This is a genomic window from Sphingobium xenophagum NBRC 107872, assembly GCF_000367345.1.
Classification (GTDB): Bacteria; Pseudomonadota; Alphaproteobacteria; order Sphingomonadales; family Sphingomonadaceae; genus Sphingobium; species Sphingobium xenophagum.
In genome coordinates, this window is record NZ_BARE01000027.1 from 68,708 (window position 1) to 92,147 (window position 23,440).

Consider the following 23,440-nt stretch of genomic DNA (forward strand, 5'->3'; position numbering starts at 1 on the left):
TGTCAGGGTCGCGCCACGGCTGTTTCGCTCACTGCGCCGCCCGCCGCGGGGTCCGTCTCCACGAACCGCACCTTGAGCGGCCCGCTCACCCGCGCCAGCGCGGCCCGGTCCACCGGCAGCATGATGTGCCGCTGCGCCACTTCCGGATAGGCGGCGATCCCCTTGATCGTGGCGATCGGCGTTTTGCCGTCGGCCTGCATCAATTCCAGCGTCCCATAGACGGATCGGTCGCCCGCACGCATCAGGTCGACGTCCAGTTGCGCCTGTCCCTCCTGTACGCTCAGACGGGCGTTGTTCAGGCTGGCGCTGCCCTTCGGCTCACCCACGCGCACGATGACGGGAATGGTGACGCCGAAAATCGGCGTCAGGCTGATCGACATACCATCAGCGGCAGGTTGCGGCGCGGCGGCATCGGCGACGTCAGGCACCGCGCGGAACAGCAGGTGCGCGCGATATTCGCCACCCGGCATGGTCGGCGGCACCCGCACGCCGATCCGAACCGTCTGCGACTGTTGCGGCGCCAGCGTGATCTTGCGCGGTGCATAAGTGATCAGGTCCAGCGCTGCGGCATCGCGCTGCGACGCAGTGGCCTCATCGACCGATTCGATCGTGCCCTGTTCGGTCATCTTCCGCAGCACCAGCGATATGCGATATGTCGTCGCCTTGTCGCCAGTATTGTTGACCACGACCTCGCCGCCGCTATTGGCGCCCATGATCAGGCGGGTCGGCGCGACCAGCAGGTCGCCGGCGGCAGCCTGCGCCATGGTCGGCGTAAGGGCATGGCTGGCGACAATCGCCGCCATCATCATCGTGCGTTTCATATCATTACCCCATGTCAGCGGCTTCGTGTCCAGCGGGCCGCAATGGGCAAAGATGACGAAAATAGGTTAGCAACTCGCTAACCATGCCGGGTGGGGTCAGAAATATTCGACCATCACTTCATAACTGCCGGTGTACGCGCCTTCGGGCTGCGCCGCCGACAGGGTCAGCTTGCCGCCGACGCTGAACTTGTTTTTGCGCTTGCCAGGATCCAGCACCATCGTCGATTGCGACGCTTTGGGAAGGGCCGTCATGCTTTCGCCACGGCCGTTGGTCAGTTGCGCAGGGGCCAGCATGATGCCGACCATATAATCTTTGGGACCGGTGACATAGAATAGCCCGGCCCGCTCACCGCCCAGGCATTGCAGCCCTGCTGAGCAGCGCACAGCGCCAGAGGGCGTCAGCTCTATCGTGCCGCCGGCAGCGCTGGCGGCGATCGTCCCGAAACTGATGTCTGTGGCCGCCTCGACAATCGGCGCCTGCTTGCGCGTGTCGGCATGGGCCATATGGCCGGGCAGGGGGGACAGGCTCAGGGCAATCGCCGCCATGGCGGATATTGCACGCATCGCCCCGTCCTCCCTTCGGCATCGGCGTGGGTGCGGCGCTTATGCGCCGCCCCTGCCGACCGTGATTACTGATAGGAAACCGAAACCGCATATTGGCCCGAATAGGTGCCGGCGGCCTGATTGGCGCCGACATTGAGCGTGCCGGCAACCTTGAAGCTGCCATCGCCCGTGCCGGACAGGGTCATTGCCGACGTCGTCGTGGCAAGCAACACCGCCATGCTGTTCGATCCGCCATCGGTCAGCGTGATCGATGGATTGTCGATCGCCACGGTCACGGTCTCATTCGCGGCGCCGACGACGGCAAAGGCGCCCGCGGTGGTCGTGCCGAAGCAGGACAGGCCGCTGCCGCACACGCGGCTATTGTCTTCGGCGATGGCGACGGTCGCAGCAGCGGCCGACGGCACGATCTTGCCAAAGTCCAGGTCTGACGATTTGGTGACGGTAATGGCGCGCAGGATCTTAACCGTCGCATCGCCCGTGGCGGATGCAGCGTGGGCCGGTTCGATCGAGAGCGCAGCGCCCGCAAACAGCATGGCAGTCAGGCCCAGGGCCTGAACGGATTTGTTGGTCATGTGATATACCCCTTGGTCAGCGTCGGCATTCCAGCTCCGACAGAGGCATGGATAGGAAATGTCCGTCTATCTAAGGCTAATGGGCATGGTAAAGCCGCGATTAACCATCGAAATGACCAGGGAATCTACCATAAATTACTGATATTCAAAGCTAATATTATATTGCCCGGCATAGCTGCCCGGCGGCGTCCCCGCCGTCACGACCATCTGTCCGCCCACCGCATAGGATGCCCCAGCGGGACTCGCCGTCGCCACAGACCCGGATGGCAACAGGGTCACCATCAGACTCGCGGCATCCGGTCCCATCATCGCGACTGCCGGGTCGATCGATACGAGCAGTGGCGAGTCTGAGCCGGTCAACCGGAACAGGGCAGGCTTCCCTTTGCCCAGGCACAGCATTGCGCCGCTGCAATCGGTCCCGCCATCAGGCCGCACCGTCACGATCCCGTCCTGCGCCGCAGGAAGAATACGCCCGAAATCGAGCGATTCTTCCTGGGTCGCCGATAGCGATCGCAAGATCGTCACCGCCGCGCCGCCGGAGGCGGCATTCGCTGTTTGACCCATGGCAAGGCTGGAACAAGCCATGGCTCCGGCGAACAGAATGACCCGCATCAAGGGGTATGAAATGATGCTGCCATCCCGCATTACGCCGTTATGCTCGCGAATTGGTATAAATACGTAAGCACAAATGCTTACCGCAACGTTAAGCCTGTTGTAGCACGGGCGGCGGGCCGTTGTCCGGGCTCAGCGTGGCAAAGCCCGACGCATAGGCCAGCCGCATGACTTCGGTGAAATTGTCCGCGCCCAGCTTCAGCATGATCTTGGCGCGATGGGCTTCCGCCGTCCTCACGCTTATCGCCATCTGCTCGGCCGCATCCTTGTTGGTCATACCGCTGACCAGCAGGCGCAGCAGTTCGCTTTCCCGCTCGGTCAGGCTGGCAATGCGCTGCTGCGCTTCGGTATTGGCGCTTTGGTCATCAAGCACCGTTTTCAATTGGCCAAGGCCAGCCTTGACCGCTGCATAAAGCGTCTGCGGCTGGCACGGCTTTTCCAGATAATCGATCGCGCCCATCTTCATCGCCTGCACCGCCTGACGGATTTCGCCCCGGCCCGACATCATGATGGTGGGAAATTGGCTGCGCCTCGCTCCCAGCTTCGCGACTGTCTCAAACCCGTCCAGGCCGGGCATATAGACGTCCATCAGCAAAAGCCCGCCAGCAACCGGCATGGCGTCGAGGAAATCCTGGCCCGACGCAAACATCTCGACATCGACCCCCGGCACGATTTCGAGCAGGTCGCGCAACGCGACGCATGTTAGTTCGTCGTCATCGACGACATAAACCTTATGTATCACGTCGACCCCAGCTTGTTAAACATTTGTTATACATGCGCGCTAACCCAACTATATCCCGCCATCAAGCGCCGTGATGGGTAAATGCGGCGGCAGGTGTTCCGCAGAGGGACTAAATAGCTCTAGCCAGCATTTGTAGCGCTACAAAGCCCTTTCTGGCTGGCCTGTGATCAGCGTGAACCGTTCGGCTGCTCCGCGAATCAGGTCTCGCCATTGCTCGTCGGACCACGCCTCCAGCGCTTCATAAAGCTCGCGTAGCGCGCTGCTGGTCGTTGCGCTCTCAAACAGGCCGGCCGTCCCGGCCAACTGGTGCATGGCGTTGCGCAACTGCGCCTTTGTCTCGCTCGTCAGTCCATCGGGCGCGGCGGCATCGGCGAATAGTATTGCGATATTATCCAGCCGCTGGCGATACATGCGCGCCAGTTCGGGGGATGGCGCTGATCCTGTCAGCATCCGATCGTCGTTTTCCACGCGCAACCACGGCTTCAGCGCCGCCTGCAAATCGCTCATCCTTACCGGCTTGGCCACATGGCCCTGCATGCCAGCGTCCAGACAGGCCGTAATATCGTCCGCATAGGCATTCGCGCTGATCGCGATGATCGGCAGGCGGTCTGGACCATAGCCACGCCTGCGCAACGTGCGCGTCGCTGTCATCCCGTCCATGTGGGGCATGCGCAGGTCCATCAACACCAGCGCGTAGGGCAATCCTCGCGCATGGGCGTCATCCACCATGGCGATCGCTTCGGCACCGTTGGAGGCAATGGCGACTTCATGGCCCAGCCGCTCCAGCATCTCCGACACCAGCAACTGGTTGATGTCATGGTCCTCGACCAGCAGGACGCGGCGCGCGATGGTGGCCCTGACCGGTGGATCCATCATGGTGGGCGCGGGCGCCATCGCTTCGCCCTCTGCGGCTACCAGCGGTATCTGAAGCGCGACGATCGTGCCCTCACCCGGACTGCTGCGCAGCACGACCTGTCCGCCCATCAACCGCGCCAGCTTGTCGCAGATCGCCAGGCCAAGGCCCGAACCCCCATGGCGCTGTGCCGCCGCCCCATGCGCCTGGACAAATTCCCGAAATATCGCGGTCTGCCGGTCATGGGCGATGCCGATGCCGGTATCCTCCACCTCTATGCGCAACACGGCATCGGGCAGCCTGATCGCCCGGATGATGATATGCCCTTCATGGGTGAATTTGATCGCGTTGGCCAACAGGTTGACGATGATCTGGCGCAATCGCAACCGGTCGCACAGGATCATCTGCGGCAAGGCCGGGTCGACGATGACGGACACGGGCAGCCCCTTGCGTTCGGCCAGCGCATGGAGTGCGGCAACGCTCGACTGCAACTTCTTCTGAAGGTTCACAGGTTCGGGTTCCAGCACCATCTGTCCCGCCTCGATGCGTGAAAAATCCAATATGTCGTTCAGCAATTCCATCATCGACTGGCTGGATTCCAGGATGAGCTCCAGCTTGGTGCGCTGCGCATGGCGCGGCTCATCATGCAACAGCAATTCGGTAAAGCCGATAACGCCGTTCATCGGCGTGCGGATCTCATGGCTCATATTCGCCAGGAAAACGGCCTTGGCATTGGCCGCCTGTTCAGCGCGCACCAGCGCTGCCTCATTCTCCTGTTCCAGATCCTTGCGCCGCGTGATGTCGGTGCCAACCCCGATCAGGCCGATCAACTGCCCTTGCGTATCGACCTCCGGGCCGCAGATCAGGTCGACCCAGCATATGCCGCCATCGCTGTGGCAGAAGCGCAATTCCACTCGCCATGTCCGCCCTTGCGACATGGCGGTCCGCCATTGCGCCCGTATCTTCTCACGATCATGGGGGTGGATCGCTGCCATCCAGCCAACGCCCATGACCGCGTCGCGCGACAGGCCAGTGGTTTTCAGCCAGGCGTCATTGGCGAAATTGCAAAAGCCCAGATCGTCCGTGCGGAAAATCCCTGCAGGTGACAGGCTGGCCAGCGCGGAAAAATGCCGTTCGCTTTCCTCCAGCGCGCTCACCGCCTGCTGGAGCACCGTTTCGCGCTCCATCAACTCGCTGGTCTTGATCTCCACCTGCTGCAACGCATAGGCTTCGCGCCGGATGTAGGACAGCGTCAATATGCCGAATATCCAGCTGATCGCCAGCCCGCAAAGCAGCACCAGCCAGCCTTCGCTCGTCGATACGCTTTGCTCAAACTGGGGCGTGCTGGTCCAGCGCACCGTCCATCTCTGCTCCATCAGCAACAGCGTGCGGGTTACGCTATATTTGGGTCGATGATTCCCCTTGGCAGCGCTGGCATAAATAGTGTCATCATCGGCCGTCACAGGACCATCGAAAATATGGATGTCCAGCGACCGTCCCTGACTTTGCGTCAAGCCCTCCATCAGGCGGTTGGCGATGAACGGCGCATAGATCCACGCGATCACGGCCTTGCGTCGCTCCTCCACGGTCGCATGGGGCAGGCCGGGCTGATAGAGCGGCCGCAACAGCAGGAATCCGGGGCGCTTTTGCGCATCCTGCACCAATATGATGCGCCGGGTGATCGTCGCCTTGCCGGTGTCGCGCGCGTGCAGCGCGGCGGATCGCCGCCGGGCTTCGGCCAATATGTCCAGCCCCATGGCGGCGCGGTTGGTGGCTATCGGTTCGATCTGGGCGATCACGCCGCGCAGGGGGGCGTTGCTGTCGGGATGGATGCGATAGCCGGGGAAACGCTGCGTCTGCGCGCGCATAAACGCGGGCAGCGTCGCAGGTGTCACGGGACGGATATAGCCCATGACGTTCAGACCGGGCAGGAATGTGCCCATGTTCAGCGCCGCGACATAGGCGCGCCAATCGTCCGGGGTTATCTCGTCCGACGCGGCAAATAGCGCCGCGGCGCCGTCCAGGCTGCGGGAATAGGCTTCCAGCCGGTATCGCAATGCCCGCTCATTTTCATGCGCCAGCACGGCAAAGCTTGCCTGGTTGCGGTCATGGACGAATTCGGACGTGACCTTCCATGCGGTCAACGTGCCACCGATCATGACCATCATGACCGCGCTCATCGTCGCGGTATAATGCGCGATCGGCTCGCCGCGCCACAATATGCGCCATCCCTTCCAGGGACCGAGCATGATGACCGGGGTGACGATCAACACCCCCAGCAGATCACCTGTCCACCATGTCGCCCAGCTTTCGGCAATGGCGGTCGCAGGGATGGAGTGGTTCAGGTACAAAATGGTGACGCCGATGCTGGGCGCGATGACGCAGGCCAGCGGACAGATCAGCGCCGCCATCAGCGCTACATCCCATGCCGACGTCAACTGGATCGGCCTCCCGAAGCGCTTACGTACGATGCAGGCGGCGACCAATGCCTGCAAGGTCGATCCGATTGCAATACACAGCGCGTTGGACAGGATCAGCGGCAGGCCTGCCGTTTCCAGTCGCATCATGCCGATCGCGACATTGACAAGAAACGCGCCGATCGCAACGCCCGGCCATAGCGTACGTCCGAAAACCAGGATGGCGGACACGGCGATACCCGACGCCGGCCAGATTACTGTCGCATAGCCGGGCGGGATCGCCATTTTCAGGCCCAGCCACCCGACGACGCAATAGGCCAGCGCCAACGCGGCATTCAGCGCCGCGATGCGCGGCGCGAAAAGAGCCGCGCGCAGCCTCCTGTCACTACCGGTCGATGTCCGGCTGTCCTGATATTCCATCCTGCCCCCGGCGCAGGCAGGGCGGCGCGGTTCCGCCCTGTCTGACATCGCGCTTATAGGGCGTGGCGCGCAATCGGCAATGTCCGCTTGTCGATGTCAGGCCTGGGTAGTGAACCGTTCGACGCGATAGGGTTCGGTCGGGATGTCGGTGGCGCCCTTCGCGATGATCTCCGCCATCGTCTCGCCCACGCCCGGCCCGATCTGGAAACCCGATCCTGAAAAGCCGAACGCATAATATAGCCCGCTGGTTGTCGCGCTCGGTCCCATCACCGGCTGGCTGTCAGGCATATAGCCCTCGATCCCGGACCAGACGCGGATGATGTTGAGCCTGCCCAGCGACGGGGCGAGCCGCCTTATATGCTTCAACTGACTCACCGTATTTTGCGGCTCGACATAGGCGCGATACTGGTCGGGGAAGGATGGTCCGCGCGTGCTGCCGCCTAGTACGATATTGCCCCGCGCTACCTGACGGAAATAGACCGTCTCCTGCTCCAACGGGGTCATCACGCCGACCGTCGGCAAAATGGCGTAAGGTACCGGCTCTGTCACGCTCATGGTCGGGCCTTTGGGGACGATCGGCACCGGCTCGCCAAATTGCGATGACAACGCATTGCCCCATGCGCCCGCCGTCACCAGCAATATAGGCGCGCGGAATGTCCGCCCGTCCGCTGCCGTGACGATGAAATCCTCCCCGACCTTCTGCGCATCGACAATCTGGGTATTTTCATGGATCACCGCGCCCAGTCGTGCCGCTGCCCGCGCAAAGGCAGGCGCGGCGAGGCGCGGATTGGCGTGACCATCCGTTGGCGAATAGGAACCGGCCAGCACGTCAGGCCCGAAAAAGGGAAATTTGTCGCGCAGCACATTGCCGCTCACCAATTCCAGATCCAGCCCTTCCATGCGCGCATTTGCCGCATAATCCTCCATCGAACCGACCAGTTCGGGTCGGTCGCGATAACAGACGCGGATATGTCCGGACTGGAGATATTCGACATCGGCTCCCAATAATTCTCGCGATTTCCGCCAGATGGCAATGGCGCGATTGGCCAGCGGCAATTGATGGATGGGGCGCCCCTGTCGCCTCACATTGCCGAAATTGGTGCCGCTTGCCTGCCGACCGATCAGGTCGGTTTCCAGCAAGGTTACTGACAGGCCATGGCCGCGCAGGAAAAGTGCTGCCGATGACCCCATCAGCCCGCCGCCCACGATGATGACATCGCTGGCCCCGCTCATTGATCGTCTCCAATCGCTATGGTCAGCGGCTTGACCGGCGCCTGACCGCGCAATCGGCCGACCTGCTCAATGGGAATGTCCGCTTCTGCCGCGATCAGCTCGGCCGCCGCCAGTCCGCAATAACGGCCCTGGCAACGCCCCATGCCCACCCGGCTGAACGCCTTGGCCCTGTTTGCCTCCTTGGCGCCCGTCTGGCGCATGATGCCGCGCAGGTCGCCAGCGGTCACCCCCTCGCACCGGCACAAGATCGCATCGTCGGGCAATTGCGATGCTTGGTGCGAAGGCCATGGAAAGGCCTTCGCCAATCCCCGCGCAAATTTCGCATAGGTGCCGACATCGCCGCGCAGCGACGTCATCTCACCCTTGTCCACCGGCAGCCCCAGATCGGCCAGTGCCGCCAGCGCCGCCAGCCGCCCGCTGGCTTCGGCTGATCGCGCGCCCAATATCTTGGCCCCGTCGCCCGCCAGATAAACGCCCGCCACGCTCGACCGTCCATCGCTGTCCCGCTCCGGCAGCCATTGCCGCGTGCCTGGATCAAATGCGAAGGCGCAGCGCGCCAGATCGGCCAGTTGCGTTTCCGGGCGCAGATGATGCCCCATCGCCACCGCGTCGCAGACAATGTCCTGCTCGGTCCCCGCTCCGGTGCGAAAACGCACGGCGCTCACGCCGCTATCGGCGTTGCCGATGATTTCCAGCGGCGTTACGCCATTGTGCACGGCTACGCCCGCGCGCTTCAATTTCATCGTCAGCGTGACGCCGTTCCACAGCACAGACGGCACCGCCAGCAGGTCGGGCAAAGCCTTGATCCGCGCGCTGTAGGGGGCTGTATCGAGCACAGCGACGACATTCGCACCTGCCTCGACATATTGGCTTGCAACCAGATAGAGCAGCGGGCCCGATCCCATGAACACGACATTGTGCCCGATCGATACCGCCTGGCTCTTGAGCGCCACCTGCGACCCGCCCAGGCTGTAGCTGCCGGCAAACTGCCATCCCTTGACCGGCATCAGCCGATCTGTCGCCCCAGTGCACAGCAATAATGCGTCAAACGGAATTGCGTCCGCATATGTCGCACTCGCTGTCCAGACTTGCCCGCCAGCGATGTTCCACACCAGCGTTTCCGGGCGATAATCGATCGCGCTCTTCAGCCCATTGAATGTTTCATGCAACGCTTGGGCCCGACCGGCCTCGCTGCCGTACAGCTTGGCATAGGGCCGGGTGAAATTATCCGGCTGACGGCGATAGATCTGGCCGCCGTCGCGGCGTCCCTCGTCCAGCAGGATCGGGCGCACGCCTGCCTGCACGCAGGCTTGCGCCGCGCGTGTCCCGGCTGGCCCTGCACCAACGATAATGACCCTTGGGCTCATGCGTTGTTCGGCCATGATGCCTCCGGCTGGCTGGTCAGGATGCGCTGGCCCGACGCGGCCAGGGTCGAACAGGCGCGCAGGCGGTCGCCGCTTTCGGTCCACACCCAGCAATCCTGGCAGGCGCCCATCAGGCAGAAACCGGCCCGTTTCTCCGGCCCGAACTCTGACTGGCGCAACACGCTGCCCTGGTTCAACAATGCGACCATCAGCGTGTCACCCTCCAGCGCCCCGACGGGGGCGCCATCGACATGCACGGTGATAGCGGGGCGATCGGTTTCACCCAGACGAACGAAGCGGCTCATGACGGACGCAAGCTTTCATCTCCAAGATGGCACAATATCTGGCTGCCCTTGCTGAGCGGGCGGCGGGGTGGGGGCGTGGTATTGCAAAGCCCATCCACCCGCGCGGGGCAGCGCGGCAGGAAGCGGCAAAGGTCTGGATGATCGCCCTGTCCTCCAACCGGCGGCGGCGCGATCCCGGCATGACTCTCCTCCAGCCATCCCGCCCGCATTTCCGGCACCGATCCGATCAGCAGGTCCGTATAGGGATGGAACGGCGCGACGCCGAACGCTTCACGCGGCCCGGTCTCGACCATCGTACCGGCGTAAAGCACCAATATGTCGTCGCAAATCGCCCGGACTGTTGAGATGTCATGGCTGATGAACATGGTCGCAATGCCCAGTTCCCGGCGCAATTCGGCCATCAGTTCCAATATCGCCGCGCCCACGACAGTATCGAGCGCGGACGTCACCTCATCGCACAGGATCAGTTGCGGATCGGCCGCCAGCGCCCGCGCCAGGTTGATCCGCTGCTTCTGGCCGCCCGACAGGCCGCCGATCGGCTGGTCGATCAGCGTGGCGGGCAGGCGGATCAGATCGAGCAACTCCAGCACGCGCATCCGCGCCGCATTGCCCTTGAGCCCGTGGTAAAAGGCCAGCGGTCGCGTCAATATCCGACCGACGCTGTGCGCAGGATTGAGCGCTGTATCGGCATTCTGGAACACCAGTTGCACCCGGCGAAACTGGTCGCGACTACGCCCGTGCAAGCCTGGCGGCAGAGTTTCGCCATCCAGCAGCACCTGCCCGCTGGCGGGCGGCAGCAGCCCGGCGATGACCCGCGCGATAGTGGATTTGCCCGATCCGCTTTCGCCGATCACGCCCAAAGTCGCGCCCCGTTCTATCGTCAGGTTGATGTCGCGCAGTACCGGAATACGCGGACGACCATCCTTGCCGATCTTGCCATAGCCCGCCGTCATGCCGTGTATTTCCAGCAGCGGCGCGGCGGGCAGGGCAATTTTGGGGGGTGCCGGGCGGACCGCGGGCCGGGCGGCGGCCATCAGTGTCCTGGTATAGTCATCAGCGGGAGCGTGGAGGATCTGCGCAGCCGCGCCCGCCTCCCGAATGCGCCCCTGGTTCAGCACGACAATCTGGTCTGCCATCTGTGCGACGACGGCCAGGTCGTGCGACACGTAGATGGCGGTTGCGCCCCGTTCCAGCACGACTGTCTTGAACGCGCGGAGCACCTCGATCTGGGTGGTCACGTCCAGCGCAGTCGTCGGTTCGTCCAATATGACCAGTTCCGGGTCCGTGATCAGCGCCATCGCGGCCATCAACCGCTGCAACTGTCCGCCTGACAATTGATGCGGATAGCGCGCGCCGATCGTTTCGGGAAAGGGCAGGGCGAGCGCGCGGAACAGGTCGACCGCCTTGGACTCGGCCTCCGCGCGCGGCATCAGATTGTGGATCAGCGCAGGCTCGACCACCTGATCCATGATGGTGCGCGATGGATTGAAGGCGGATGCCGCGCTTTGTGCGATATAGGCGATGCGATTGCCGCGCAATTGTGCCAGCGCGCCGCGATCGAGCTTGGTAAGGTCGCACTCGCCCACCCGGATAGACCCTTCCGCGATCTTCGCCCCCGGCCTGGCATGGCCCAGCAGCGTCAGCGCGATCGTCGTCTTGCCCGATCCGCTCTCGCCGATCAGCGCCAGCACTTCGCCGCGATTCAGCGCGAAATCAATGTCGCTGACGATCGGGAATATCTCGCCCGCGCCATTGCGCGCGGTGACGGTCAGGCCCTTTACCTCGACATGGGGCGTCGCGCTCATTGGCCTTTGCCCTTGCCCGAAAAGCCGATCGCATCGATCAACAGGTTCACGCCTACCGTCAGCGTCGCAATCGCAACGGCTGGCGCTATGATCGCGAGCGCGCCTTCGCCCAGCCCGGAGATATTCTCGCGCACCAGCGATCCCAGATCAGCGTCGGGGGGCTGCACGCCAAGGCCAAGGAAAGACAGGCCCGACAGCAACAACACGATGAAGACGAAGCGCAGGCCGAAATCGGCCAGAAGCGGGTGGATCATATTGGGCAATATTTCAGCGATCGCGATATAGAAGCGCCGTTCGCCGCGCGCCTTCGCCACCTGCACATAATCCATCTGCGCCAGATTGACGGCCAGAGCCCGCGCGATCCGGTAATTGCCGGGGATATAGGTGAAGGCCGCGATCAGCAGCAGCAGCCCCAGCGAGGATCCGAATGCCGCGACCAGCACCAGAGAGAATATCTTGGAGGGGATCGAAATCAGCATATCCATGAAGCGCGAAAGCGGTTCATCGACCTTGGCCCCGCCCACTGCCGCCGTCAGCGCCAGCGCGGTGCCGCTGGTGCTCGCCAGCAGGGCCGCCGCCGCCGCCAGCCCAACCGTATAGCGCGCGCCCGACATCAGCCGGCTCAGCACATCGCGGCCCAGATAGTCGCTGCCCAGCCAATGCTTCGCGGATTGGCCGTCAAACACGTCATAGGCGACGAACGCGCCGACCGGATAGGGGGCCAGCATGGGTCCGAACAGCGCGACAGCCAGCCAGAAGATGACCAGGGCCAGCCCCAGCTTGCCCGACAGCGGCAGGGCTTTGGCCCGTTGAAAGATATTGCCCATCATTGCGCCCGCAGCCTTGGGTTGGCCAGGATCGCGGTAACGTCCGCGATCAGCATCAGGATGAGATAGGCGGCGCAGAATATCATGGCGCACGCCTGCAATAGCGGCATGTCGCGACTGGTGACCGCATTGACCATCAGGCTGGCAAGCCCCGGATAGTTGAAGATGGTTTCCACGATCACCGCCCCGCCCAGCAGGTAGGACAGGCTCAATGCCATGGCGTTCACGATCGGCGCGATCGCGTTGGGCATGATGTGCCGCAATATGACACGCACCGGTGCAACGCCCTTCAGCACCGCCATTTCGACATAGGGCCGGTCCATCTGGTCGATCACTGCCGCGCGCGTCATCCGCGCCATCTGCGCGATAACGATCACGCATAATGTCAGGACCGGCATGGCAACGCCGCGCAGATACTCGCCCCACTCCATGTCGCTCGACGCCAGCGCGATCGAGGGCAGCCAGCGCAGTTTCACCGAAAAGATCAGCACGGCGATGGTCGCAACCAGAAATTCGGGTACCGCCACCATGGCGAGCGTCACGACGTTGAGCGCCCGGTCTATCCGCCCGCCGCGGTTCATGGCGGATCCGATGCCGATGGACAGGGCGACGGGGATAGCGACCATGGCGGCCAGAGCGGCGAGCAGCAGGCTGTTGGGCAAGCGCTCCTCAATGACTTCGCCCACAGGCATGTTCGCGACCATCGATTGGCCAGGATCGCCCGTCAGCATGCCGCCAAGCCAGCTCACATAACGCACATGGGCCGGGCGATCGAGGCCCATTTCATGGCGCAATGCCGCGACCTGTTCCGGCGTGGCGCTCTGCCCCAGCGCTTCCTGCGCCGCGTCGCCGGGCAATAATTGGGCGATCACGAAGATCGTCATCGATACCAGCAACAGCGTCAGCAAAGACGATGCGAACCGCTTGCCGATCAATGTCAGCGCGGCGCTCATGCCGCTGCGGGAGGATGCGCCCGCCATCAGCCTTCCCACCAGACATGTTCGGCAAATTGGTAACCCATCATGCCCCCAATGGCGATTGGATACATGCCCTTTAACCGCCGGTCATGGGCATCGATCAGGTTGATGAAAACCGGAATGGAAACCCCGCAATAGTCGCGGACCAGCTCTTGCATCTCGCCATAAAGCTGTTTGCGCTTTGCCTGGTTGGCTTCGCCGCGTGCTTCCACCAGCAGGCGGTCGAAGCGCGGATTTTTCCAGCCGCTTTCATTCCACGCCGCATCCGACTTGTAGAACAGGCTGAACATCAGATCGGCGGTCGGACGCGGGTTGGTGTTGCCAAAACCCATTGGGTGTTTCATCCAGTGGGTCGACCAATAGCCGTCGGCGGGCACGCGATTGACGGCCAGATTAAGGCCGATGCGCGATCCATATTCCTGCAGGACCGACGCCATATCGACCGATCCTTCCGCCGCGGGTGACGCATAGATCGGCAGCCGCGTTCCCTTCAATCCCGCCCGTTGCAAGTGCCAACGGGCCTTGTCTAGGTCGAGTCCCCGCTGCGGCAGATCGGCGCGATAATAGGGGTGGAAAGGCGGGATCGGGTGATCGTTGGCGATCGTCGCATAGCCGCGGAAGAGCGCCCGTTTTATGAGGGGGCGATCGAACAGATATTTGATCGCTGCAACGAAATGCGGGTTTCCGGTCGGCAGGCGATCCTGTCGCATGATGAGGTTGGTGTGCAGCCCCGATGGTGTCACCATCAGATTATGGCGGGGCGAGGCATGGATGCGCTTGCTCGATCGCGGGTTGACCGCCAAGATGATGTGGACGTCGCCCGACAGCAGCGCGTTGACCCGACTGGTCTCGTCGGGAATGCTGATGAGCTCGATTTCGTCCAGATAGGGTTTGCCCGGCTTCCAGAAATTGGGATTGCGCCGCGCCAGCGTACGGACGCCGGGGCGAAATTGTGCGCACAAAAACGGGCCGGTGCCGTTGGCGGTACGGAAATCGCTCGTCCCTTCGCGCAATATCCCGAAATGCGTTTGTGCAAGAATGGCGGGCAGATCGGCATTGGGGCCGGTCAGGCGAATGAACACATCCTGTTTGCTCGTGGCTCGAATCTGGGCAAACTGCTCGGCAATTTGCGCCATTTTCGATCCGGTCGCCGGATTTTTGTGTCGCATCAGGGTCCAGACGACATCCTGCGCCGTCAGCGTCGCACCATCATGAAATGTGATGCCCTTGCGCAGCCTGATATGCCAGTTGATCTGGTCGCTGCTCTCGATCCGTTCGGCCAGTTCCAACTGGGGGATCAGGTTGCGGTCCAGCTGGGTCAGCAGGCTGTAGAACATGTAGTGACGGATATAATCGCTTGAATTTGCGCCTTTGGCGGGATCAAGCGTATCGGCGGTCGATGCCGTCATCCCGGCGGCGCGGATGCGTCCGCCGCGGCGAGGGCGGCTGGCGGACATCGCGCTATCGGGCAGCAGCAGTCCAGCGCCAACGCCAAGGCCCGCGCCGATCAGGCCGCGGCGGGAATAGGGGGACAAGATATCGGTCAATGGATCACATCCTGCCATTTATACCATAGCCCAACCAGCGGCAGGAACCATGGCTTGCCAAAATGCCCCGGCACGCTCGGCCAGTCCAGTTCGGCCCAAGGGTTGGCGTCGGGTTCGCCGCTCATCACGCGCGCCATCTGCTGCCCCATATGGGTCGCCATCTGCACGCCATGGCCGCTATAGCCCATCGAATAATAAAGGCCGCCCGTCTCGCCCGCGCGGGGCAGGCGGTCGGCGGTCAGGTCCACCATCCCGCCCCACACATGGTCGACTCCCACGCCCTTGAGCGCTGGGAATATCTCCCCCAGCGTCTCCTCCAGAATGCGCCCGCTTTTCAAATCCGATCGGGCATCGCTGATGGCAAAGCGCGCCCGCCCGCCGAAGATCAGGCGATTGTCGGGCGCCAGACGGAAATAATTGCCGATATTCTTGCTGGTCACATAATTGCGGCGTCCTGGCAGCAACTTTTCGATCAGCGCGTCGTCCAGCGGCTCGGTCGCGATTACGAAGCTGCCGACCGACACGATCCGGCGACGGAAGAAGCCGAACGGCGCCGCGGCAGGGGCACCGCCCGTGGCGACCAGCACCTGCTTTGCATCGACGGACCCGCGTGAAGAGACAACCCGCCAACCGGTCTGTGTCCGGTCAAGCCCTGTGACCTCGGCCCCTTCGAAAATATGTGCGCCGGCTCGCGTTGCTGCTTCAGCAAGACCCACCCCGAAACGGGCAGGGTGGATTTGCGCGCTTGTGGTCTGGATCAGCGCGCCATGAAAGGCGTCGGACCCAACCTCGTCACCGATCCGCGCCGGGGGCACCAGCCGCACATGCTCATCGACTTCCGCGGCCAGCAGGTCATGCGCCCGCGCCAGCTTGTCATAATGTTTGGGCTTGGCCGCCAGCTTCACCCGGCCGCAGCGGGTGAAATTGCAGTCAATCCCTTCCTCGCGAGCCAGCCGCTCGACCGTATCGACCGCGTCGCAATGCGCCCTGTACCAGGCTTTGGCGACCGGCTTGCCGAACCTTGCCGACAATGCGCCATAGTCATGCGCGGTGCCGTTGTTGCACTGGCCGCCATTGCGCCCGGATGCCTCGCCCACGACCTTCCCCGCTTCCAGCAGAACGACGCTTGCGCCGCGCTTTGCCAGCGCTAGGGCCGCCGACAGGCCGGTGAAGCCACCACCGATGATGGCGATGTCAGCCGACCCTTCGACCCCGCCCTTCGCACCGCCCATGAAGGGCGGCGCGCTGGCAAGCCAGTAGGAGAGGGGGGAGGCGTTCATCGAACGATCAGAGGCCCAAAACCGCCGGCAGGCAGCCGATATGGGGGATTTCTACGTCGCGGTAGAAGGGGTTGGACGGCTCATGCCCACGACCCACGAACACGCGGCAGCCAAAATGCAGGTCGGTCGCCGTATTCTGATCGTAGCGGAAGCTGGATGATACGTGCATCATATCTTCCGGATTTGCGCCGAGCTGGTCGAACATATATTCGAACGCCTGCATCCGCGGCTTGTAGGCCTGCGCCATCTGCGCGGTATAGACCGCATGGAAGGACGCGCCCAGCATCCCCACATTATGATGGATCTGGTCGTTCATCGCGTTGGAGAGGATGACGAGCGGAATTTTGTCGCCAATCTTGGACAGGCCGCCAACGACGTCGTCATGCGGACCCCATGTCGGCACCGTGTTGTACACAGCATCGGCATCAGCCTCATTATAGGCCACGCCCCATTTCTCGCACGTCCGGCGCAACGAGTTGCGGATGACCTCCTGATAGGGCTGCCAATCGCCCATCACCTGATCGAACCGATAGGCGCTCCAGTCCTTGCAAAAGGCGGGCAGCTTTTCCGCGTCGATGCGATCGGCCATGAAGGCGGTCGCCATTTCGGTCATGCGAAAACGGGTGAGCGTGCCATAGCAGTCGAAACTGATATATTTGGGCCGGAAATTGGGCATCGGCTGATCATCCTTTGCAGGTTCTTGAAGCGCGGCCTGGCGGCCATGTGACAGGCACATTACGACATGGGCGCACCGGAACATGAAGCCCATTTCTACGGGCACGAACGCATATATCGGGCTTTTATCGCGGCCCATTCGGCATAGATTGCTGCGCTCTCAATAGCCCTTGTCGCGTGCGACCTCCCCCTCCATGGTCGCCCCCGACATGTGGCGGCGGATATTGGCGATCAACGCGCGCGCAGCGCTGTCCGCCCGCGTCATGCTGGCGACATGGGGGGTCATGATGATGCGGGGATGCGCCCACAATGCATGGCCCTGAGGCAACGGTTCGGGGTCGAATACATCCAGCACCGCCCCTGAAAGATGACCTTCGTCCAGCAGCGACAGCAGATCCTGCTCCACCAGGTGCCCACCCCGCCCGACATTGATCAGGCCCGCCCCGCGCGGCAGTTGCGACAGCGTTTCGCGGCACAAAATGCCGCGGGTCTCGGTGGTGAGCGGGAGCAGGCAGATCAATATGTCGCATCCCGAAAGGAAGGCGGGCAACGCCGTCGCTCCGGCAAAGCAATCGACCCCTTCCACGGCATGGGCCGACCGGCTCCACCCCGACAGTGGAAAGCCGAACAGCCGCAACGCGCCCAGCACCGCCTGACCCAGAATGCCAAGGCCCATCACGCCGATCCGTCGCTGGCTGGCGGGCGTCAGTTTGATCGGTGCCCACCGACCCTCGCGCTGGGCGATACCATGGTCGATCAGGTTGCGATGCAGCGCCAGCACCGCCATCGTCGCATATTCGACCATGCCCTGCGCGATGCCCGGCTCGATCATCCGCACTACGCGGACATGGGGCGGCAGGCGGCTCATGTCGAACTGGTCGATACCGGCGCCGATGGAAAACAATATCTCCAGTGCGGGCAGTCTTGCGATCAGTTCCACTGACGGGTTCCACGCGGCGAGGTAGCGGATCGTGGCGGGGTCATGCGGGTCGGTCGGATCGACAAAGCCGATATCCGCAGCCTCAGCCGCGAAAACATCGCGCCAGGTGCGGCCGCGTTCAGGATCGGAGGTATAAAGCAGGGTCATCATACAGACTTTCTGGCGGGGGCAGGGCGGCGGGCGCGCCTGGCCTGCCACCACATGACTAATCCGGAAACACACAGCGCAGCCAGCGCCAGTGCGGTGATCAGCAATAGGGGCTGGCCGATCGGACCAAAGGCATCGCCCGCATGCAATGGCAGCACGGTCATCCACAATGTGGGATTGTTCTGCGCACGCATGGCGCTAACGATGCGGGGCTGCGCCAGCGTTACGATGACCCTGTGGATCGCGCGCGCATTATGTTCAGGGGCGTTGAAATTGACGATCAGCCGATCGCCATCCATCCGCAGGTCGCGCAGCGTGGCATTGGGGAAGGCCGATTGCGCCAGCATCAGGCTGCGGTCGATTGTGGCATTTGACGCGGCGGACGGCGCATTGGCGGCACCCTTGCTCAGCAATTCGGGCACCACCAGCAGCAATCCCGTCGTCGCCATGAACAGCAGAAACGCGCTCAGCAAGACAGCTGCCGTGCGATGGCATTGGCGCAGAACCAGCTTGGACGACAATGTCCAGCGTATCGCCAGCGCCTTGCCCATCTTGCCGCGCTTGGGCCACCAATAGGCCAGCCCGCTCGCGACCATGGCCAACAGGGCGAGGCCGTTCAGGACGATGAGTGCCATGCCGACCTTGCCGGCCATCAACCGATAATGGATTTGTAACGCCGCTTCGACCGGAAAGGCCAGGGCATTGCCCGACCGCCGCACTGCGCCGCCCGCGGGATCGACCGACGCATAGCGCACCGCGCCGTCACGATTGCCCATTTGCGCGAAATAGGTGGCCCCATCGGCATCGGGCGCAAACAGCCGCGTTACCGCATAGCCTGCCGTCGTCCGGTTCGCTGTCATGATCACCTCGCCCACCGAAACCGCTGGCCCGGCTTTTCCGCTGGTCATCGCCACCGGATCGATCAGCCGCGCCAGCGGCCCGCGATAGACCAGCATCGCGCCGCTCAGCGCCTGCACCAGCAGCAATGCCGCCACGGCCAGGCCAATTGTCCGATGCAGGCGCAACATCAGCGCGCGGTTCATGGGGTAGCCCTCAAAAACGAAAAGGGCCGCCAACGACAGGAGGAGGAGGTGTCGTTGACGGCCCGAAGAGGGAGGCGCGAAAGCCTCCCCGGCACCTGTTCTAGAAGTTGAACGTACCTCGTATCGTAAAGGAACGGGGCATGCCTGGCTGTATCCACAGGGCTGCGTAAGAGCTGGCATAATATTTCTTGTCGAACAGATTATCGACATTGGCCGACAGCTTGAACTGGTCGTTGATCGTGACCGATCCCATCAGCTTGGCGATCGTATAGCTGGGCAGGAAGAAGGTCGTTGCCGTCTCGCCCAGACGCTTGCCGACATGGTTTACGCCACCGCCCAGCATGGCTTGATGATCGCCGATCGAAAAATTCTTGAACAGCAGGATATTGCCCTGATGCTTGGGAATGTTGATCAGCGGATCGCCCTTCAGGATCGGCAGACCGAAATTGGGGTCGAACACATTGGTGGCCCAGCCCGCATCGGTATAGGCATAGGTCAGGAACAGTTCAAACCCGGCTGGCAGCTTGGCATTGACGTCAAACTCCACGCCCTTGCTGTCGGCGGAACCGACCGGCTTGGAGAAGCCGGGGTTGGCCGGGTCGGTGGACAGCACATTGCTCTTCTTCATCTTGTAGAGCGAAATCGTGCTGGTCAGGCGACCATCTGGGGTGATGAACTTTGCACCGACTTCATAGGATGTGCTGATTTCAGGCTCAAATGGCTGCCCGTCGAAACCAACGCCGCTATTGGGACGGAAGCCTTTGCCATAGCTGGCATAGAGCGACACGCTGCTGGTCGGTTCGAACACCAAGCCTGCCATCGGGCTGAACTTGCTGTAGCTTTTCTTGGGGTTGGTATTGTTCAGGCGCAGGTCGATATTCTGGCTGAAATGGTCGTAGCGGCCACCAAAGCGCACCTTGAACTGTTCGGTGATCTCGATCTGGTCCTGCGCATACACACCCCAGGCCTTCTGAACCTCGTTGCCATTCTGGATCACGACGTTGGGAACGGGGGCCGGGATGGTGTAATCGGGATTGAAGATGTCGATCGAATAGGACTGGTCCGCCGCCACGGGGCGATAACGGGTCTGGAACGTGTCGATCTCGAACTTGTCCCAGTCCGCCCCGACGCGGATATTGTGAACGATCGATCCGGTCTGCGCCTTGCCGCTGATTTCGCCGCGGAAAACCATATGGGTCGTGCTATAATCGCGGTAGCGACGCTGGCGGGTAAGGGTACGGCCGTCATTGTCGATGCGCTGCCGACCAAGGACCAGTTCAGGATCGCTCGAAAAGCCCTTGAATGATGTGTCCTTGTAACCAGCACCCAGCATGACGACCCAATCGTCGCTCAAGTCATGCTGCAACTGCGCCTGATGGCCCAGCACTTCGACCTTGGTCGGGCCATCATTTGGGTTGCCCAGGAAACGGGTATTGGGAATTGCGCCCAGATCATAGGTGATGCCATTGGCCGTTACGGTCGGGATCGCCACCACGCCACGTTCAAACGGCACTTCCTGGTTCACATATTCCAGTTCGTAGGTGAAGATCGTCTTGTCAGACAGTTTCGCCAGGAAGGACGGGTTCAGCACATATTTGCGCGTTTTCACGGTGTCACGGAAGCTTTCCGCATCTTCCACCGCACCAGTCAGGCGGACCGCGACCATGTCGGTGATGGGCAGATTATAGTCGCCCTCGACGCGGTAGGTATTCCATTTGCCACCGGCGACGGAAAAGCTGCCGCCCTCCTTGAAGGTCGGCTTTTTGCTGACGATGTTGATCGTGCCGCCCGGCTCACCGCGCCCAAACAGCGCGGAATTGGGGCCTTTGAGCACTTCGATGCGCTCGACATTTGATGCATCGCGCGGGCCACCATAACCGCGGCCACCATTAAAGCCGTTGACCAGAAAGCCACTCGGAAAATTCTCATCCCCCGCAAAGCCGCGGATCGCAAAACTGTCCCACAGACCGCCAAAATTATTCTGCTTCGACACACCGCTCGCCAGTTCCAACGCAGTGTCCAGCCGGGTGATATTCAAATCATCCAGCAACTTGCCTTCCAGAAATTGAACAGCCTGCGGGATTTCCTTGACCGGCGTGTCACCGAAATATTGGCGCTTCAGACCGGTGACGACGATGTCGCTGGACTCGGCGGCCGGTGCCTGTGCAATCGCGGCAGACGGCAACGCGATAGTGGCGGTGCTGGCGATCAGTGCCAGCCGGAGGGTGGAGAATGGTCGCATGATGAAATCCCCTTTTAAAAATCGCTGTTCTGAACGTCCTGCGAACGGGGCCGACGGGTTTTCATTTCCGACGCGAACTGTTGCTCCTGTCATCGGACGCCGGCGATTGGGTGTTTATTCCACCTCTTCTTGAGTTCGAGGCTAGGATGAGTTCCAGAAATAATCCGTCAAACTTGGCACATCGGACGGCGCAAAATTGTGAATCGGCGGTTGTTACGGCATGAAAATGCTGCGCCCGATCCTTGCAGTAAAGAGGCCAAAATGCCCCGGAAATAGCCGCCTCCAAGGGGGAGGTGACCAGTTGTTCCCAGGGTGGGCGCCTTTACAGATATTTCAGCCACCATATGTCCTTGCGCCGCTGCTTGAGCTGCGCGAACCAGCGGGTGGGAAAGTAAAGCGGCAGGATCAATAGAGCGACCCAAATCCACACCGTGGAAAGATTGTCGACCCCGAACACCGTTCCTTTGGTCGGCCCGTAAAGGGCGAGCGCCACATTGTAGATCAGCTTCAGCACATAGAGATGCAGTATATAGAAGAACATCGGCGCCCCGCCCAGCAGCGCCAGATGCGGCATGACCGCGCTGTCCTCATATTTCTCGAACAGGGCGAGCAACAGGCAACCGGTGCCCACGGTCGGCATCAGGAACAGCAGGGATGGCGGATATTTGGTCAGTGCCAGGAAACTCATGACCGTACGCAAGGGCGTTTCCCCGACAAACCAGGGCTTGTCGCCGTAAATGTTGAGATAGCGGATCGCAACAAAGCCCAGGATCAGCCCAAGGCCGGTCATCAGCAGGCGGCGCATACGCCGCTGCGGATCGCTGCCCTTGGCAAACCAGGGTCCACAGGCATAGCCCAGCAGGATGACGCCGATCCATGGCAGCACCGGATAGGTGGTCTTGATCGCCGCCCCGCCAAATTCGATGAGCGACCGCTGATGCAAAATTGCCCAGGCGACATAGCCTGGCTGGTCTGCTGTCAGCCGAATGGGATCGAGCAGATTGTGCAGGCCCACGATCGCCAGTCCCACGCCAAATTGCGCGGCCCGCGGCAAATGCAGCAAGGCGGCCAGCGCGACCATCGAAATGCCGATCGCCCAGATCACCTGCAACCAGATCGCCGTCGGGGGGAAAGCGGGGGCCTGGGTCGGCCAGGCATAGCCGACCACGGTTACTTCGAGAAAGATCAGGAAAAGCCCGCGTTTGAGCAGAAATTCCGAAACCTGCCCCTTGCTGTGTGACTGGCCATAGAGCCAGGCCGACAGGCCGGTCAGTGCAACGAAGGTCGGCGCGCAGAAGGTGGATAGCAGCCGGGTGAAGAACAGGCCGGGATCGGTCGTGTTGGCATCGACCGGATCGGTCACCTGCATGTAAAGGAAAAAAGTCTCGCGCACATGGTCGACCAGCATGAACAGCATGACGAGGCCGCGCAGCGCATCGATCGCTATCAATCGCGTGCGCGCTTTGGCGGCTGCGACCGGTGGTGGCGCGCTTGTAGTAAATGGGGTGAGGGGCGCGTGGCCTGCAATGCTGCTCATCGTCTGTCCTTCTTTTCCCTGCGTCACTCGCCCTTTGGCGGATACAGCGTGGAAGCTGTCATGTTGCGATCCGCCGCACGTCTGAGGAGCAAGACTGGCGGCGGATCGCTACGCATTTTCCCGCTCCTTACTTCGCCTGGAAGGTGGCGAAAGTCTTGGCGCCGCTCTTGTCGATCAGAGCGACGACAAGCTTCGCGTCTTTGGCGGCTTTGAAACCCGGTGCGGATAGTCTGTTGCCACCCGCCGGCGTCAAGACGGCCTCGGTCTTGGCCCCTGCAACAGTTTGGATAAGCTTTGCGGTATAGCCCACTGCTGCCAGCGGTTCATCCTCTTCGCTCAGATAGACGTCCACGCCCTTCGGCCCCGCGACCAGTTCGAACACGGTTTCGCCGGTCATCTGGACCATGCCGCCATGCTGCGGTTTCATGCTGCTGTGAGCTTGCAGCATCGCAGGTGCAGCAATCAGGGCGAGTGCGGCGATGCCGCTGCGGATATACTGGATATTCACGGCAAATCT

20 protein-coding genes are annotated in these 23,440 nt (G+C 62.1%); all 20 read right to left on the bottom strand.

All coding sequences use genetic code 11. The features are described from left to right. Positions 1-2: 2 nt before the first annotated feature. On the bottom strand, positions 3-821 hold the full coding sequence (locus SX1_RS12865) for a fimbrial biogenesis chaperone (protein WP_019053321.1): 819 nt from the start codon (positions 819-821) through the stop codon (positions 3-5). Positions 822-917: 96 nt separating this feature from the next. Continuing rightward, positions 918-1,385 (bottom strand): DUF4402 domain-containing protein, encoded by a 468-nt coding sequence (locus SX1_RS12870; protein WP_019053322.1) that lies wholly within the window; start codon positions 1,383-1,385, stop codon positions 918-920. A 65-nt stretch (positions 1,386-1,450) separates the two neighbouring features. Next, positions 1,451-1,957 (bottom strand): DUF4402 domain-containing protein, encoded by a 507-nt coding sequence (locus SX1_RS12875; RefSeq protein WP_017181871.1) that lies wholly within the window; start codon positions 1,955-1,957, stop codon positions 1,451-1,453. Positions 1,958-2,092: 135 nt separating this feature from the next. After that, the gene (locus SX1_RS12880) at positions 2,093-2,521 is read right to left on the bottom strand and encodes a DUF4402 domain-containing protein (protein ID WP_255209754.1); all 429 of its coding nucleotides are present in this window, start codon (positions 2,519-2,521) and stop codon (positions 2,093-2,095) included. Positions 2,522-2,660: 139 nt separating this feature from the next. Continuing rightward, complete coding sequence (locus SX1_RS12885) at positions 2,661-3,311, bottom strand: response regulator transcription factor (RefSeq protein ID WP_017181869.1); 651 nt, start codon at positions 3,309-3,311, stop codon at positions 2,661-2,663. 138 nt (positions 3,312-3,449) lie between these two features. Beyond that, the gene (locus SX1_RS12890; RefSeq protein ID WP_026149739.1) at positions 3,450-7,001 is read right to left on the bottom strand and encodes a CHASE domain-containing protein; all 3,552 of its coding nucleotides are present in this window, start codon (positions 6,999-7,001) and stop codon (positions 3,450-3,452) included. Positions 7,002-7,097: 96 nt separating this feature from the next. Continuing rightward, complete coding sequence (locus tag SX1_RS12895) at positions 7,098-8,234, bottom strand: NAD(P)/FAD-dependent oxidoreductase (protein ID WP_019053325.1); 1,137 nt, start codon at positions 8,232-8,234, stop codon at positions 7,098-7,100. Continuing rightward, positions 8,231-9,616 carry an FAD/NAD(P)-dependent oxidoreductase gene (locus SX1_RS12900; RefSeq protein ID WP_026149740.1) on the bottom strand — a complete coding sequence of 462 codons (1,386 nt, stop codon included), beginning with the start codon at positions 9,614-9,616 and terminating at the stop codon, positions 8,231-8,233. The genes SX1_RS12895 and SX1_RS12900 overlap by 4 nt, the downstream gene beginning before the upstream one ends. Then, on the bottom strand, positions 9,598-9,903 hold the full coding sequence (locus SX1_RS12905; protein ID WP_019053327.1) for a (2Fe-2S)-binding protein: 306 nt from the start codon (positions 9,901-9,903) through the stop codon (positions 9,598-9,600). The genes SX1_RS12900 and SX1_RS12905 overlap by 19 nt, the downstream gene beginning before the upstream one ends. Continuing rightward, positions 9,900-11,708, bottom strand: a complete 1,809-nt coding sequence (locus SX1_RS12910) for an ABC transporter ATP-binding protein (RefSeq protein ID WP_019053328.1) — start codon at positions 11,706-11,708, stop codon at positions 9,900-9,902. Before SX1_RS12910 ends, SX1_RS12905 begins: the two co-directional genes overlap by 4 nt. Next, positions 11,705-12,538, bottom strand: a complete 834-nt coding sequence (locus SX1_RS12915) for an ABC transporter permease (protein WP_026149741.1) — start codon at positions 12,536-12,538, stop codon at positions 11,705-11,707. The genes SX1_RS12910 and SX1_RS12915 overlap by 4 nt, the downstream gene beginning before the upstream one ends. Next, complete coding sequence (locus SX1_RS12920; protein ID WP_019053330.1) at positions 12,535-13,515, bottom strand: ABC transporter permease; 981 nt, start codon at positions 13,513-13,515, stop codon at positions 12,535-12,537. Before SX1_RS12920 ends, SX1_RS12915 begins: the two co-directional genes overlap by 4 nt. Then, positions 13,515-15,059, bottom strand: coding sequence for an ABC transporter substrate-binding protein (locus SX1_RS12925; protein ID WP_019053331.1), 1,545 nt, complete (start codon positions 15,057-15,059; stop codon positions 13,515-13,517). Before SX1_RS12925 ends, SX1_RS12920 begins: the two co-directional genes overlap by 1 nt. Next, complete coding sequence (locus SX1_RS12930) at positions 15,056-16,339, bottom strand: NAD(P)/FAD-dependent oxidoreductase (protein WP_026149743.1); 1,284 nt, start codon at positions 16,337-16,339, stop codon at positions 15,056-15,058. Before SX1_RS12930 ends, SX1_RS12925 begins: the two co-directional genes overlap by 4 nt. 7 nt (positions 16,340-16,346) lie before the next feature. Beyond that, positions 16,347-17,153, bottom strand: coding sequence for a haloacid dehalogenase type II (locus tag SX1_RS12935; protein ID WP_019053333.1), 807 nt, complete (start codon positions 17,151-17,153; stop codon positions 16,347-16,349). 21 nt (positions 17,154-17,174) lie between these two features. Continuing rightward, positions 17,175-18,104, bottom strand: a complete 930-nt coding sequence (locus tag SX1_RS12940) for a 2-hydroxyacid dehydrogenase (RefSeq protein WP_019053334.1) — start codon at positions 18,102-18,104, stop codon at positions 17,175-17,177. After that, positions 18,101-19,144: a PepSY-associated TM helix domain-containing protein gene (locus tag SX1_RS12945; RefSeq protein ID WP_019053335.1), complete on the bottom strand. Its 1,044-nt coding sequence runs from the start codon at positions 19,142-19,144 to the stop codon at positions 18,101-18,103. Before SX1_RS12945 ends, SX1_RS12940 begins: the two co-directional genes overlap by 4 nt. A gap of 100 nt (positions 19,145-19,244) precedes the next feature. Further along, complete coding sequence (locus tag SX1_RS12950; protein WP_019053336.1) at positions 19,245-21,386, bottom strand: TonB-dependent siderophore receptor; 2,142 nt, start codon at positions 21,384-21,386, stop codon at positions 19,245-19,247. Positions 21,387-21,708: 322 nt separating this feature from the next. Beyond that, positions 21,709-22,923 carry an acetyltransferase domain-containing protein gene (locus SX1_RS12955; RefSeq protein WP_026149746.1) on the bottom strand — a complete coding sequence of 405 codons (1,215 nt, stop codon included), beginning with the start codon at positions 22,921-22,923 and terminating at the stop codon, positions 21,709-21,711. 127 nt (positions 22,924-23,050) lie between these two features. Next, positions 23,051-23,431 (bottom strand): hypothetical protein, encoded by a 381-nt coding sequence (locus SX1_RS12960; RefSeq protein WP_019053338.1) that lies wholly within the window; start codon positions 23,429-23,431, stop codon positions 23,051-23,053. Between the last annotated feature and the right edge of the window lie 9 nt (positions 23,432-23,440).